We start from the raw sequence: 15155 nt of genomic DNA, 5'->3' as shown, positions 1-15155 counted from the left end.
GACTTACACAGCAAAACGCCGCGAATGGTCGCGGCGTCTCAGGTGCAGATTCAGCGAGGAATCAGGCGAACGTATCGATCAGCGTACCGAGCATTTCATCGGATGCCTTGGCCACCCTGGCCCCCAGCTCCACCTGAAATTTGCCTTGGGACAGCTCGACCACGTTGCTGGCCAGGTCCGATTGCTGACTACGATCGACCGAACGCAACCGATCGACTTGAGCTTCTGACGATTGGCTGGTCACCGAACGCTCGATCGTCGTGTTGGCGATCTGACTGGCGGCCTGGTCGACACGGTTCTGCCCTGTCTGAATAGTGCTCAGACCGGCATAAAAAGCGGTGCTTCCTGAGATTTCCATGGGAGAACCCGTCTTTGCAAAGGATCAAGAGTGCGCATTGAACCAGAGCCGGTTGCAAAACACCCGACAAAAACACTAATGGCACAGTGCCTTGTCATAGGCAAAGCCTAGTCAAGCAGATCCAGCTGAAGATGCTCCGCCACCGCTTCAGCCGTCACCACCTTGAGTTTCGGCACACGTCCCAGGCACGGCGCCGGGATTCGTTCGGCGAGGGTCGCCAGGTTTTCTTCCAGCCGCGAGGTTTTCGGATCGATGATGTTGGCCACCCAGCCTGCCAGTTGCAAACCGTCCCGGGCAATCGCCTCGGCCGTCAGCAACGCATGGCTGATGCAGCCCAGGCGCACGCCAACCACCAGAATCACCGGCAGGTCCAGCGCTATCGCCAGGTCGGACAAATTGGCCTGGTCGGCCAACGGCACGCGCCAGCCACCGGCGCCTTCGATCAGGGTGAAGTCGGCCTGCCTGTCGAGTATCTGCCGCATCGGCGTCAACAGGGACTGCACCGTCAACGCCACGCCCGCCTCTCGGGCGGCCAGGTGCGGAGCGATGGCCGGTTCGAACGCCACCGGGTTGACCTGTGCATAAGTCAACGGCAGTGAACACTCCGCCAGCAGCGCCAATGCATCGGCATTGCGCAAGCCCTTGGGGGTGACCTCGCAACCGGAAGCAACCGGCTTGCCCGCCGCGGTGCTCAGGCCCGCCGAACGCGCCGCATGCAGCAACCCGGCGGCTACCGTGGTCTTGCCGACATCGGTGTCGGTGCCGGTGATGAAATAGGCTGCACTCATAAGGGTTTCTCCAAAACGGCATACACCACTTGATAAGTCGCCGGCAGTCCCTGGGCCTGACGAAACTGCTCATAAGCCTCAATCAAACCCAGAATCCGCGCCCGGCCGGTCAAACCGCCCGGCCGACCAGGATTCAGATTATGCGCCCCCAGCGCCTTGAGCTCATGGGTCAGGCTGCGCACATCGGGGTAATGCAGCACATGGGGCCGGGTTTCCAGGCTGATCGCCTGCAAACCACTGGCCGCGCACAAGCGTTGATAAACCGCGAACTCGCGGAAGCGGTTGACGTGGACCATGCCGTCCACCTGCCGCCAGCTGTCGCGCAATTCAAACAACGTGCCCACGCACAGACTAGCAAATGCGAAAACACCGCCCGGCTTCAGCACGCGCCTGGCCTCGCCGAGCACCGACGCGAAGTCCTCGCACCACTGCACTGCCAGGCTGGAGTAGATCAGGTCGCAGGTCGAATCCTGTAGCGGCAAACGCTCGGCATCGCCCGCGATGAAATGCGTGGCGCCGCCCAACGGCCGGGCATGCTTGAGCATGCCCTCGGCAATATCCAGCGCCACGCCGTGACTGGCGGGAAACCGCTCGCCCAGCGCACGGCTGAAATGCCCGGTGCCACACCCGAGATCCAGCCAACGCCCCGGCACGAAATCATCCGGCAAACGACACAGCAACTGGCTGCCGACGTCACGCTGCAACTCAGCCACACTGTCGTAGCTCGCCGCCGCACGGGAAAAGGACGCCGCGACCTGGCGCTTGTCGGGCAAACCGCCGGGTGGAACGGGAAGGGATAAATCAGTCATCACCGGACTCATGCAAAAAGGCCTGGATCGCCCCCGCCACACCGTGGGGGTCTTCCAGAAGAAACGCGTGGCTGGCCTGTTCAATCAGACCGATTTCGATATCCGGCAGCAACGCCAGCAAGTCGCCCGCCGCTTCGGCCGGCACCAGCCCGTCGAGGCCGGCGAACAGATGCAACTGCGGGCCGCGAAACGCCTGCAACGCTGGCCGTGTGTCCAGTTGTGCGAGCAACTCCAGGCCACTCATCAACACCGGCACCGCTGTATGGGGCGCGCCACCGAGCAACAAACGCGACAAGCCGCGCGGGTCTTCGGCACCTTGCGCGCAGAGCAGTGAAAAGCGTTTCAACGTCATCCGTGGGTCGGCGGCACAGCCTGCCAGAAACGCATCGAAGGTTTCGCCGGGCATCGCACTCGGCCACTGTTCATGGGCGACAAAGGACGGGTTGCTCGCCAGGGTCAGCAAGCCGCAGCAACGATCACCGCGACGCGCCGCCAATTCGCAAGCCAGCATGCCACCCAGGGACCAACCGCCGAGCCAGGCGTCCTGGGGCAGCGTCGAGTCGAGTTCGTCGAGCCACTCTTCAAGATCGCTCGACTCCAGCTCCGGCAGCGGCTCGATCTCCACACGCAGGTGCTCGTCCAGGCCCTGCAACGCCGCTGCCAAGGGTTCCAGCGGTGAAACGCCGAGCCCCCAGCCGGGCAGCAGAATCAGTCGATCACGCATGGCTTGGCTCCGGTCCCAGTTGCTGAAAACAATCGGCCAGTCCTTCTAACAATAGCTGCACCTGCGCCTCGCTATGGGCGGCGGTCAGGGTCACGCGCAACCGGGCGCTGCCGGCGGGCACGGTCGGTGGGCGGATCGCGGTCACCATCAGGCCGCGCTCGCGCAACATCTGCGACAGACGCACCGCGCGCCCGGCGTCGCCGACCATGATCGGCTGGATCGGCGTGAAGCTGTCCATCAACTCCAGGCCGATCTGCTCGGCACCTCGGCGGAATTGGCTGATCAGCGTTTTCAGATGCTCACGCCGCCAGTGCTCGCTGCGCAGCAGCTCCAGGCTTTTCAGGGTGGCGCAGGCCAGGGCCGGAGGCTGGCTGGTGGTGTAGATGTAGGGGCGGGCGAACTGGATCAGGCTTTCGATCAGCTCCTCACTGCCAGCGACAAAGGCGCCTGCGGTGCCAAACGCCTTGCCAAGGGTGCCAACCAGCACCGGCACCTCGTCCTGGCTCAGGCCGAAATGTTCGACGATGCCACCACCGTTGGCCCCCAGCGGACCGAAACCATGGGCGTCATCGACCATCAGCCAGGCGCCTTTGGCCTTGGCTTCCCGGGCCAGCGCCGGCAAGTCGGCGATGTCGCCGTCCATGCTGAACACGCCGTCGGTGACCACCAGCGTATTGCCGGTCGCCTTCTCGAGGCGCTTGGCCAGGCTCACCGCATCGTTATGCAGATAGCGGTTGAAGCGCGCGCCGGATAACAGCCCGGCATCCAGCAACGACGCGTGATTGAGCCGGTCTTCGAGCACGGTATCGCCCTGCCCCACCAACGCCGTCACTGCGCCGAGGTTGGCCATGTAGCCGGTGGTGAACAGCAAGGCGCGTGGACGACCGGTCAGGTCGGCCAGCGCTTCTTCCAGCGCGTGATGGGGGCCGCTGTGACCGATCACCAGATGCGAGGCCCCGCCGCCGACGCCCCACTTCGACGCGCCAGCGCGCCAGGCCTCGATCACTTGCGGGTGATTGGCCAGGCCCAGGTAATCGTTGTTACAGAACGCCAGCAACGGCTGACCATCGACCACCACTTGCGGGCCTTGCGGGCTTTCAAGCAGCGGACGCTGACGATAGAGATTGTCGGCACGACGGGCAGCAAGGCGTGCGGCGAGATCGAAAGACATGCAGGCCTCGATGGTCAGGTTTCAGAAGCAATCGCGGTTCCGTGTGGGAGCGAGCTTGCTCGCGATGGGCTTGAGGACGCCGCGGGGTATCAGATTTTCCGCGTCATCGTTGACGACCATCGCGCCGGTGCGACGATTCGACAGGCTCGCTCCCACAGTATTTTGCATTCCAGCAATGGAACAGGTGCAGTCATCAAACCGCCGCGTTATAGAACTGCTCGCTGCTCTTCTGCTCCACCAGCGCCTGCTCGATGGCGGCCTGATGAACTTCGTCCGAGTGCTCTTCACGGGCTTCCGGCAGGATGCCCAGACGCGAGAACAGCTGCATGTCCTTGTCGGCCTGCGGGTTGGCGGTGGTCAGCAATTTCTCGCCATAGAAAATCGAGTTGGCGCCGGCAAAGAACGCCAGGGCCTGCATCTGCTCGTTCATGGCTTCGCGGCCGGCGGACAGGCGCACGTGGGATTTCGGCATCAGGATCCGCGCAACGGCGAGCATGCGGATGAAGTCGAACGGGTCGACGTCGTCGGCATTTTCCAGCGGCGTTCCGGCGACTTTCACCAGCATGTTGATCGGCACCGACTCCGGATGCTCCGGCAGGTTGGCCAGCTGGATCAGCAGGTTGGCGCGGTCATCAAGGGACTCGCCCATGCCGAGAATGCCGCCGGAGCAGATTTTCATCCCCGAATCACGTACGTACGCCAGGGTTTGCAGGCGCTCGCTATAGGTGCGGGTGGTGATGATGCTGCCGTAGAACTCAGGCGACGTATCGAGGTTGTGGTTGTAATAGTCGAGGCCAGCCTTGGCCAGCGCTTCGGTCTGTTCCTGATCCAGGCGACCGAGGGTCATGCAGGTTTCCAGGCCCAGGGCTTTTACGCCTTCGACCATCTTCAACACGTAAGGCATGTCTTTGGCCGACGGGTGTTTCCACGCCGCGCCCATGCAGAAACGGGTCGAACCGATGGCCTTGGCGCGAGCAGCCTCTTCGAGGACCTTCTGCACCTCCATCAGTTTTTCTTTTTCCAGGCCGGTGTTGTAGTGACCGGACTGCGGACAATATTTGCAATCTTCCGGGCAGGCGCCGGTTTTGATCGACAGCAGGGTCGATACCTGGACGCGGTTGGCGTCGAAATGCGCGCGGTGCACCGTCTGAGCCTGAAACAACAGGTCATTGAATGGCTGAACGAAGAGTGCTTTGACTTCGGCCAAAGACCAGTCATGACGCAGGGTTGCAGAGGTGCTGGCGCTCATGGGTGTTTCCTTTGTTTTATGCTTGGCAAGCGCCGGGAACGGAACCCCGCAGGCGCATCACAGATGTTTCGGCATATTTAAGGAAGAGCGATGCGCTGTCAACCACGACACAAAGGGCCGGTTTACAACTGGTTAAAAAACAAACAGACCTGTTTGCTGTGTGATGAGCGGACTGATGGCGTCACGCCCATCTGCATGGCCTGCGAAACCGAGCTGCCCTGGCTCGGCGATCATTGTCAGACCTGCGCCCTGCCCTTGCCCGCTGCCGGCCTGACGTGCGGCCAATGCCTGAACCAGCCGCCGGCCTTCGAACAGGTGATCGCGCCCTGGACTTACAGCTTCCCGATCGACAGCCTGATTACCCGCTTCAAGCACAGCGCCAAATGGCCATTTGGCCACCTGCTCGGCGAACTTCTTGCCCAATCGCTGCAACATCGCTTCGACAATGACCTGCCTCGACCCGACACGCTGGTACCGGTGCCCCTGGCCGCCCGACGCCTGCGCCAACGGGGTTTCAATCAGGCGGCCATGCTGGCGCGCTGGCTCAGCATTCGCCTCGAGATCCCTTCCGATGAACGGTTGCTCCTGAGACCCCGGGACACGGACGCTCAACAAGACCTGAATGCCGAGGCTCGCAAGAAAAACCTGCGCAAGGCCTTCGCCCTGGCCGCCGATGCTGCCCCAGAGGGACGCCATCTGGCGCTGGTGGATGACGTACTGACCACCGGCGCCACGGCGCACGCTCTGGCCCGCCTGCTGATGGAGGCCGGGGCCTCCCGCGTCGATGTTTATTGCCTGGCGCGCACGCCCAAGCCTGGCGAGTCGCCGTGACTTGACTCCCGGGCCCCGAGCCGCCAACGTCCTCACCCTCGTCACAGCCCAAAGCGTCTTGCCATGTCCTTGCCTACGTTGTTGTCCCAGCACATTGTCCGCCGCCCGCAACGCATCGCCTTGCTGCAACACATCGCCGAGCAAGGTTCGATCACCCGCGCGGCGAAAAGCGCGGGGCTGAGCTACAAAGCTGCTTGGGATGCCATCGACGAGCTGAACAACCTCGCGCAGAAACCGTTGGTGGAACGCAGTGTCGGCGGCAAGGGTGGTGGCGGCGCCAAACTGTCCGCCGAAGGCGAGCGCGTGTTGCGCCTCTATAAGAAGCTGCAGGCGCTGCAGGCCCAGGTACTGGAGGCCGCCGAGGACGCCAGCGACCTCGACCTGCTTGGCCGGCTGATGCTCCGGACCAGCGCACGCAATCAGTTGCACGGTAAGGTCGCGACCATTGAAACCCAGGGCTACAACGACCGGATTCGCCTCGAATTGGCCGCTGGCTTGAGCCTCGATGCGCAAATCACTCACGACAGCACCCTGCGCCTGGACCTGCAAACCGGTACCGAAGTCGTGGCCCTGATCAAGGCCGGTTGGCTCGAAGTGCTGGGCGGCGACGACGAGGCAACAGCCGGAAACAATTGCCTGGCAGGCGTGATCGAGGAAATTCTCGACGCCGAGGACGGCCCATGCGAAGTGCGCATCGGCCTGCCCAACGGCCTGACACTCTGCGCACTGGCCGGGTCCCGGCATTTGCAATCACGCCAGCTGAGCGTCGGCAAACCGGTACGCGTACAGTTCTCGCCGTCCAACGTCCTGCTCGGCACACCGTTGTAAGGACAACTGCAACAAAAGCTTCATCGCCCATCATTAAGGTGACTGCAAAATTCGCAGGGAGCCTGATGTGAGCCTATTAAAAGACAACCAACCCACCGACCTCGAACAAATGGTCGGCTTCAGCCGTCGCGGTTTCATCAGCGCAGGCGCCCTGTGCGGTGCTGCGATGTTTCTGGGTGGCAACCTGCTGAGCCGCAGCGTACTGGCCGCCAGCGTCAGCGCCGGCACCAGCCAGTTACTGGGTTTCGACAGCATCCCCGCCGCCACCAGCGACGCGATCACCCTGCCGCCAGGCTACAAATCATCGGTACTGATCAGCTGGGGCCAACCGCTGCAGAAAAACGGCCCGGCCTTCGACCCGAGCGGCAACGGCACGGCCGAACATCAGGAAGTGCAGTTCGGCGACAACAACGACGGCATGAGCCTGTTCGAATTCCCCGGTGAAAAAGACCGGGCGCTGATGGCGATCAACAACGAATACACCAACTACCGCTACCTCTATCCCCACGGCGGCATGCCGCAGTCGGCGCAAGACGTGCGCAAGGCACTGGCCTGCGAAGGCGTGTCGGTGATCGAGGTGCAGCGCAAGAACGGTCACTGGCAGTTCGTCCAGGGCTCGCACTACAACCGACGCATCCACGGCAATTCGCCGATCAGCCTGAGCGGCCCGGCCGCTGGCCACGATCTGTTGAAAACCAGCGCCGATCCACACGGCAAGAACGTCCTCGGGACATTCCAGAACTGCGCCAACGGCAAGACGCCCTGGGGCACGTATCTGACCTGCGAAGAGAACTTCACCGACTGCTTCGGCAGCAGCAACGCCGAACAGACATTCGATGCCGCACAGAAGCGCTACGGCGCGGTGGCGACCAGTAAAGACATCAGCTGGCACCCGCACAACGAGCGCTTCGACCTGGCCAAGAACCCCAACGAACTCAACCGTCACGGCTGGGTGGTGGAGATCGACCCGTTCGACCCGAAATCGACCCCGGTCAAACGCACCGCGCTGGGCCGTTTCAAACATGAAAACGCGGCCCTGGCGGAAACCGGTGACGGTCGCGCCGTGGTGTACATGGGCGACGACGAACGCGGCGAGTTCATCTACAAATTCGTCAGCCGCGACAAAATCAACCACAACAACCCCAAGGCCAACCGCGATCTGCTGGACCACGGCACCTTGTACGTGGCGCGTTTCGACGCCGGTGACGGGAACGCTGATCACCCCAAGGGCCAGGGTGAATGGATCGAACTGACCCACGGCAAGAACGGCATCGACGCCAGCAGCGGTTTTGCCGATCAGGCTGAGGTGTTGATTCATGCGCGCCTGGCCGCCAGCGTGGTCAAAGCCACGCGCATGGATCGCCCGGAGTGGATCGTCGTCAGCCCCATGGACGGCCAGGTTTACTGCACGTTGACCAACAACGCCAAACGCGGTGAAGACGGCCAACCGGTAGGCGGTCCGAACCCGCGGGAGAAGAACGTCTACGGGCAAATCCTGCGCTGGCGCACCGACCACGACGACCATGGCGCGAACACGTTCGCCTGGGACTTGTTCGTGGTCGCGGGCAACCCGCAGGTGCACGCCGGGACGCCAAAAGGCGGGTCGTCGAACATCACCGCCCAGAACATGTTCAACAGCCCGGACGGATTGGGTTTCGACAAGGCCGGGCGCTTGTGGATTCTGACCGACGGCGACATGAGCAATGCCGGCGACTTTGCCGGCATGGGCAACAACCAGATGCTCTGCGCCGACCCGAAGACGGGTGAGATTCGCCGCTTCATGGTCGGTCCGATTGGGTGCGAGGTAACAGGGATCAGCTTCTCGCCGGATCAGAAGACGCTGTTCGTCGGGATTCAGCATCCTGGCGAAAACGGTGGATCGACCTTCCCCGAGCATTTGCCGAACGGCAAGCCGCGCTCTTCGGTGATGGCGATTACCCGCGAGGATGGCGGAATCGTCGGCGCCTGATCCGGCGTCATCGCGAGCAGGCTCGCTCCCACATGGTCAACACCGAACCTGTGGGGGAGAACTTGCTCGCGGTGATGTCAGCCCAAACCACACACATCTCAAGCCCAGTCACTAAAGAAGCCCCGTCTGCGCTACCATGCTTGGCCGGACGCGGCAGCCTGCTGCGCGCAGGAGTCAGCATGGCCCATCCGTTTGAAACCCTCACCCCAGACCTCGTGCTCGATGCCGTCGAAAGCATCGGCTTTCTCAGCGACGCGCGCATTCTGGCGCTCAACAGTTATGAGAACCGCGTCTATCAAGTCGGCATCGAAGACTCCGAGCCGCTGATCGCCAAGTTCTACCGTCCGCAGCGCTGGACCAACGAAGCGATTCTCGAAGAACACCAGTTCACCTTCGAACTCGCCGATGTCGAGGTGCCCGTCGTCGCGCCGCTGATCCATAACGGTGAAACCCTGCACGAACACAACGGCTTTCGTTTCACCCTGTTCCCCCGCCGTGGCGGTCGCGCGCCGGAGCCGGGCAACCTCGATCAGCTGTATCGCCTCGGGCAATTGCTCGGGCGCCTGCACGCGGTGGGCGCGACCAAACCGTTCCAGCACCGTGAAGCCCTGGGTGTGAAGAACTTCGGTTACGACTCGCTGACAACCTTGCTCGAAGGCAACTTCGTCCCCCGCAGCCTGTTGCCCGCTTACGAGTCAGTGGCCCGCGATCTTCTCAAGCGCGTGGAAGAGGTCTACGACGCCACCCCGCACCAGAACATCCGCATGCACGGCGACTGCCACCCCGGCAACATGATGTGCCGCGACGAAATGTTCCACATCGTCGACCTCGATGACTGCCGCATGGGCCCTGCGGTGCAGGACATCTGGATGATGCTGGCGGGGGATCGCCAGGATTGCCTGGGGCAGTTGTCGGAATTGATGGACGGTTACAACGAGTTCCACGATTTCAACCCGCGCGAACTGGCCTTGATCGAACCGCTGCGCGCCTTGCGCCTGATGCACTACAGCGCCTGGCTCGCCCGCCGCTGGGACGACCCGGCCTTCCCGCGCAGTTTCCCGTGGTTCGGGACCGAAAGGTATTGGGGCGACCAGGTGCTGGCGTTGCGTGAACAATTGGCGGCCCTCAACGAAGAGCCGCTGAAACTCTTCTAAACAGCAGCGCCCCCTGTAGGAGCGAGCCTGCTCGCGAGGGTCGTGAACGATAACGCGGGGAACCTGATACCCCGCGGCGCCTTTGAGTTCATCGCGAGCAGGCTCGCGCCCACAAGGATCAGCACATCGGGAAAAATCTCCTTACAATCCCCTTTTTGTTAGCTGCCTAAGCAAGGATTCTGCATGCAAGCTGCCAACCTCCGCCGGGGGTACATCCTGGGCCTGAGTGCCTACATCATCTGGGGAATTTTCCCGCTCTATTTCAAAGCCATCGCCAACGTGCCAGCCGCGGAGATCATCATCCACCGCGTGTTGTGGTCGGCGCTGTTCGGCACTTTGCTGCTGATGGTCTGGAAACATCCGGGCTGGTGGCGCGAGCTGCGGGAGAACCCGAAACGGCTGGCGATCCTGGCCCTGAGCGGCACGCTGATCGCCGCCAACTGGCTGACCTACGTCTGGTCGGTGAACAACGGACGCATGCTTGAAGCCAGCCTGGGTTACTACATCAACCCACTGGTGAATGTGCTGCTGGGCATGCTGATCCTCGGCGAACGATTGCGGCGCATGCAGTGGATCGCCGTGGGGCTGGCGACGGTCGGCGTGGCGCAGCAGGTGTGGCAGGTCGGGAGCCTGCCGTGGGTGTCGCTGGTGCTGGCCCTGACCTTCGGTTGCTACGGGTTGATCCGCAAACAGGCACCGGTCAAGGCCTTGCCGGGGCTGGTGGTGGAAACCTGGATGCTGGTGCCGATTGCCGTCGCCTGGTTGCTGTTCAATCCGACGGCTGTAAGCGCTCAACCTGAATTCTGGACGACGTCCGAAGCCTGGTGGCTGGTCGCTGCCGGCCCGGTGACGCTGGTGCCGCTGGTCTGCTTCAACGCCGCTGCAAGGCATTTGCCCTACACCACGTTGGGATTCCTCCAGTACCTGGCGCCGACATTGGTGTTGTTGCAAGCCGTGCTGCTGTTTGGCGAACACCTGTCGTCGAGCACGTTACTGGCATTCATCTTTATCTGGGCCGGCCTGGCCGTTTACAGCGTCGATGCCTGGGTCAGCCTGCGCCGCCGAAGCTGATCAAAAAACGCACAAATCTATGCAGGCCACGTCTACCGTGGCCTGCGTCGTTTCTTCCCAAGGTTATCCACAACCTGATCCCCGGCGAATGTGCGCAAGTCGCTGAAACTGCTGGTTTTTTGATCAATTCCAGAAGAGCCCCGGCCAGCATGGCCTGGCGGGCTGTCTCTACAGGTTATCCACAGGCAGGTGCACGTTTAACTTGGATAACCGGATCAAGGGTCACTGCGCAGCACCAATTCCACCATCAGATCGTCGGCCAGGGTTTCCAGGCGCGATTGCAGTACATCCAGGGACAAGGTCAAGGGGACCGCGAGAATCGCTTCGGCGTGGAACAGCGGCTCACTGCTCATCGGCGCCGGCCGCACTTCAGTCACCAGCCGTTCCAGGTTCACGCCCTGCTCACTCAACAGTCGGGTGATATCACGCACGATTCCCGGCCGGTCATTGCCGACCAACTCCATGGCGATGGGTTTCCAGGTGCACGATTGCTCAATGCCGCTTTCGGCAATCAAGACGCGAATGCCTTGGGCGGACAGACCTTGCAGGGCATCGACCAGTTCATCGTAGGCCTCTGCCGGTACGCCGACCCGAAGGATCCCGGCAAATTGCCCGGCCATGCGCGACATGCGGCTTTCCAGCCAGTTGCCGCCGTGCTCGGCAATGCATTGGGCGATGCGCTCGACCTGCCCTGGCTTGTCTGGAGCGAAAACAGTGAGTACGAGGTGGTCCATGGCGCAGCCCTCTGGTCATGACTTTTGTTATAGAAAACCAAGTATAGGCAAGGCGCCGGAATCGGCTTGGCACTGCTGTTCTGTGGCGAGGGAGCTGGCTCCCTCGCCACAGAAAACAAAGCCCCATCGCCGGGCCACCAAAGATTATGTGTACAACTTTTTATATTTAACTGGAACAATCTCATGCTTTTTTGAGAACATCCCGATCCTCGACGTGACTGCAATGCGTCATGGGGTCGCAGAACGACGTAATTAGTCTAATTTTCACAACCGCAATTCATCATGTAGTATGCCGCAGCGCGCACTACATAACGTTGGATCGATGTCTGCCTCAGGCGCAGTCGCATCCCTGAAAGCCCCGTCAGCACGGTCTCCGCGCCGTTGATGGGTCCCCACCCAGCCGTCAGAAATGGCATGTACTGGTCCCAGGGTTTGTGGTTTAAATGCCAAAGGCTTCATTGTTAAATTGAAGAGCTGAAAAGCGAAATAGCTGAGCAGAGTGAGGCAAGCAATGACTGAACACGTTCAAGTCGGTGGCCTGCAGGTCGCCAAAGTCCTGTTCGACTTCGTGAACAACGAAGCCATTCCCGGTTCCGGCCTCACCGCCGACACGTTCTGGGCCGGTGCCGACAAGGTCATTCACGACCTGGCGCCGAAGAACAAAGCCCTACTCGCCAAACGCGATGATTTCCAGGCTCGTATCGATGGCTGGCACCAATCCCGTGCCGGTCAACCACACGATGCCGTGGCCTATAAAGCCTTCCTGCAAGACATCGGTTATCTGCTGCCAGAAGCGGCCGATTTCCAGGCAACGACGCAAAACGTCGATGATGAAATCGCCCGTATGGCCGGCCCGCAACTCGTGGTGCCAGTCATGAACGCCCGTTTCGCACTCAATGCTTCGAACGCCCGCTGGGGTTCGCTGTATGACGCGCTCTACGGCACCGACGCGATCAGCGAAGCTGACGGCGCGGAAAAAGGCAAAGGCTACAACAAGGTTCGCGGCGACAAGGTCATCGCCTTCGCCCGCGCCTTCCTCGACGAAGCGGCGCCATTGGCGGCCGGCTCCCATGTCGACTCTACCCGCTACACAATCGTTGACGGCAAACTGGTGGTCGCCCTCAAAGGCGGCAGCAACACCGGCCTGCGCAACGATGCCCAACTGATCGGCTTCCAGGGCGCTGCCTCGGCACCCACCGCGATCCTGCTGAAAAACAACGGCCTGCATTTCGAAATCCAGGTCGATGCCAGCACCCCGGTCGGCCAGACCGATGCCGCCGGTGTCAAAGACATCCTGATGGAAGCGGCGCTGACCACCATCATGGACTGCGAAGACTCGGTCGCTGCAGTCGATGCCGATGACAAAGTGGTGATCTACCGCAACTGGCTCGGCCTGATGAAGGGCGATCTGTCGGAAGAAGTCGCCAAGGGTGGTCAGACGTTTACCCGCACCATGAACGCCGACCGCACCTACACCGCCGTCGATGGCAGTGAACTGAGCCTGCATGGCCGTTCGTTGCTGTTCGTGCGCAACGTCGGTCACCTGATGACCATCGACGCGATCCTCGATAAAGACGGCAACGAAGTGCCGGAAGGTATCCTCGATGGCCTGGTCACTTGCCTGGCCGCGCTGCACAACCTGAACGGCAACACGTCGCGCAAGAACACCCGCACCGGTTCGATCTACATCGTTAAACCGAAGATGCACGGCCCGGAAGAAGCGGCGTTCACCAACGAGCTGTTCGGTCGCATCGAAGACGTGCTGGCCCTGCCACGCAACACCCTCAAAGTCGGGATCATGGACGAGGAGCGTCGTACCACGATCAACCTCAAGGCCTGCATCAAGGCTGCCAGTGAGCGCGTGGTGTTCATCAACACCGGCTTCCTCGACCGCACCGGCGACGAAATCCACACCTCCATGGAAGCCGGCCCGATGGTGCGCAAGGCCGACATGAAGGCGGAAAAATGGATTGGCGCCTACGAGAACTCCAACGTCGATATCGGCTTGAGCACCGGCCTGCAAGGTCGCGCACAAATCGGTAAAGGCATGTGGGCCATGCCGGACCTGATGGCCGCGATGCTCGAACAGAAAATCGCTCATCCACTGGCCGGCGCCAACACCGCCTGGGTCCCTTCGCCGACCGCCGCTGCCTTGCACGCGCTGCACTACCACAAGGTTGACGTGTTCGCCCGCCAGGCCGAACTGGCCAAACGTGCTCACGCCTCGGTGGACGACATCCTGACCATCCCGCTGGCGGTCAATCCGCAGTGGACTGCCGAGCAGATCAAGAACGAACTGGACAACAACGCCCAGGGCATTCTCGGTTACGTGGTGCGCTGGATCGACCAGGGCGTCGGCTGTTCGAAAGTGCCGGACATCAACGACATCGGCCTGATGGAAGACCGTGCGACGCTACGTATTTCCAGCCAGCACATCGCCAACTGGCTGCGTCACGGTATCGTCACTCAAGAGCAAGTGATGGAAAGCCTCAAGCGCATGGCGCCGGTGGTGGACCGTCAGAATGCCGGGGATGCGCTGTACCGTCCGCTGGCACCGAACTTCGACAGCAACATCGCCTTCCAGGCAGCCGTCGAACTGGTGATCGAAGGTACCCAGCAGCCAAACGGCTACACCGAGCCGGTCCTGCACCGTCGTCGTCGCGAGTTCAAGGCTGCCAATGGCCTGTAACTGAGCGTTTTCGCCGGACATGAAAAAGCCCTGATCGAACGATCAGGGCTTTTTCTTTTGCAAATGCGGTTCCCTGTGGGAGCGAGCGGCGCTGACAGGTCTGACCTCAGACTCCATCCCCAACTCATGCTTCACCAGCGCCAGCAACTGACCGCTATCAATCGGCTTGAGCAGGAAATCCACCACACTCAAATGCATCGCCGCAATGGCGTCTTTCACGTCGGCATCCCCCGAGACGATGATGATCGGCATCGCCGCCCGCTCCGACTCACGCACCCGGCGGATCAGATCCAGGCCGTCTATGTGGCCCATTCGCAGATCGGTGATCACCAGGCCAATCGCCGGTTTCTCTGCCAGCATTTTGAGTGCGGTCTCGCCACTGGCGGCGGTCAGGCAGCGAATCCCGTCCAGCGCCAGAATCTCTGACAGCAATTCCCGGGCGTCTTTATCGTCATCGACGATCAGCACGCGCTGCGGCGGCAGGTCAGGTTCCAGCATGACGGCACTGAGCGCCTCGCGCTCGGCGTCACTCAAAATATCGTGGTCGGACATGGCTTTCTCTACATGTTCAGTTCAATTCCCTAGCACAGTGGTCAGACATCGCTAAGCAGACCTTCAATGTGCACTTCGTCGGATATTTTTCCAATAGGGATGCCGAGAGGTTTTTCGCACAATTGCGTAAGGCTTTTCCGACATTCCCTCACACACATCACCTACCTAGACTTACGTCCAATGGGCACCCGGACCGCAGGGGCCGACCATGGCCGAGTCATCCGACGA

General features: G+C 61.5%; 14 protein-coding genes. 6 read left to right on the top strand and 8 right to left on the bottom strand.

What is annotated here, in order from left to right; all coding sequences use genetic code 11:
* Positions 1-61 precede the first annotated feature (61 nt).
* From AC1Q6D_RS02475 to bioB, 6 genes are all read right to left on the bottom strand, one after another.
* Positions 62-358, bottom strand: a complete 297-nt coding sequence (locus tag AC1Q6D_RS02475) for a pyrroloquinoline quinone biosynthesis protein PqqE (RefSeq protein WP_103404136.1) — start codon at positions 356-358, stop codon at positions 62-64.
* A gap of 107 nt (positions 359-465) precedes the next feature.
* Positions 466-1146, bottom strand: coding sequence for a dethiobiotin synthase (gene bioD / locus AC1Q6D_RS02470; protein WP_103404137.1), 681 nt, complete (start codon positions 1144-1146; stop codon positions 466-468).
* Positions 1143-1955, bottom strand: a complete 813-nt coding sequence (gene bioC, locus AC1Q6D_RS02465; RefSeq protein ID WP_103404138.1) for a malonyl-ACP O-methyltransferase BioC — start codon at positions 1953-1955, stop codon at positions 1143-1145. Before bioC ends, bioD begins: the two co-directional genes overlap by 4 nt.
* Positions 1948-2679 carry an alpha/beta fold hydrolase gene (locus AC1Q6D_RS02460; protein ID WP_103404139.1) on the bottom strand — a complete coding sequence of 244 codons (732 nt, stop codon included), beginning with the start codon at positions 2677-2679 and terminating at the stop codon, positions 1948-1950. The genes bioC and AC1Q6D_RS02460 overlap by 8 nt, the downstream gene beginning before the upstream one ends.
* A complete protein-coding gene (bioF, locus tag AC1Q6D_RS02455; RefSeq protein WP_103404140.1) occupies positions 2672-3850 on the bottom strand; it encodes an 8-amino-7-oxononanoate synthase in 1179 nt (392 codons plus the stop codon). The genes AC1Q6D_RS02460 and bioF overlap by 8 nt, the downstream gene beginning before the upstream one ends.
* A 193-nt stretch (positions 3851-4043) precedes the next feature.
* On the bottom strand, positions 4044-5099 hold the full coding sequence (gene bioB / locus AC1Q6D_RS02450) for a biotin synthase BioB (protein ID WP_047534246.1): 1056 nt from the start codon (positions 5097-5099) through the stop codon (positions 4044-4046).
* A 90-nt stretch (positions 5100-5189) separates the two neighbouring features.
* Here bioB and AC1Q6D_RS02445 point away from each other — a divergent pair, with 90 nt between their 5' ends.
* From AC1Q6D_RS02445 to rarD, 5 genes are all read left to right on the top strand, one after another.
* Positions 5190-5930 (top strand): ComFC family protein, encoded by a 741-nt coding sequence (locus tag AC1Q6D_RS02445; RefSeq protein WP_103404141.1) that lies wholly within the window; start codon positions 5190-5192, stop codon positions 5928-5930.
* A gap of 63 nt (positions 5931-5993) precedes the next feature.
* The gene (locus AC1Q6D_RS02440; RefSeq protein WP_103404142.1) at positions 5994-6758 is read left to right on the top strand and encodes a TOBE domain-containing protein; all 765 of its coding nucleotides are present in this window, start codon (positions 5994-5996) and stop codon (positions 6756-6758) included.
* 67 nt (positions 6759-6825) lie between these two features.
* Entirely contained in the window at positions 6826-8727 is a 1902-nt protein-coding gene (locus tag AC1Q6D_RS02435; protein WP_103404143.1) for a PhoX family protein, read from the top strand.
* 179 nt (positions 8728-8906) lie between these two features.
* Positions 8907-9881, top strand: a complete 975-nt coding sequence (locus tag AC1Q6D_RS02430; protein WP_103404144.1) for a serine/threonine protein kinase — start codon at positions 8907-8909, stop codon at positions 9879-9881.
* A 183-nt stretch (positions 9882-10064) separates the two neighbouring features.
* Complete coding sequence (rarD, locus tag AC1Q6D_RS02425; RefSeq protein ID WP_103404145.1) at positions 10065-10952, top strand: EamA family transporter RarD; 888 nt, start codon at positions 10065-10067, stop codon at positions 10950-10952.
* A gap of 215 nt (positions 10953-11167) precedes the next feature.
* Here the strand turns inward: rarD and AC1Q6D_RS02420 are convergent, their stop codons facing one another.
* Entirely contained in the window at positions 11168-11686 is a 519-nt protein-coding gene (locus tag AC1Q6D_RS02420) for a glycine cleavage system transcriptional repressor (RefSeq protein ID WP_103404146.1), read from the bottom strand.
* A 511-nt stretch (positions 11687-12197) separates the two neighbouring features.
* On the opposite strand from AC1Q6D_RS02420, the gene AC1Q6D_RS02415 reads away from it, so the two are divergent.
* Entirely contained in the window at positions 12198-14375 is a 2178-nt protein-coding gene (locus AC1Q6D_RS02415) for a malate synthase G (protein ID WP_047534262.1), read from the top strand.
* Positions 14376-14417: 42 nt separating this feature from the next.
* On the opposite strand, the gene AC1Q6D_RS02410 is transcribed toward AC1Q6D_RS02415, so the two are convergent.
* Positions 14418-14927 carry a response regulator gene (locus tag AC1Q6D_RS02410; protein WP_103404147.1) on the bottom strand — a complete coding sequence of 170 codons (510 nt, stop codon included), beginning with the start codon at positions 14925-14927 and terminating at the stop codon, positions 14418-14420.
* Positions 14928-15155: the final 228 nt, after the last annotated feature.

The sequence above is a fragment of the Pseudomonas sp. MT92 genome, assembly GCF_058792515.1.
This window is presented reverse-complemented; position numbering and strand designations above follow the sequence as displayed.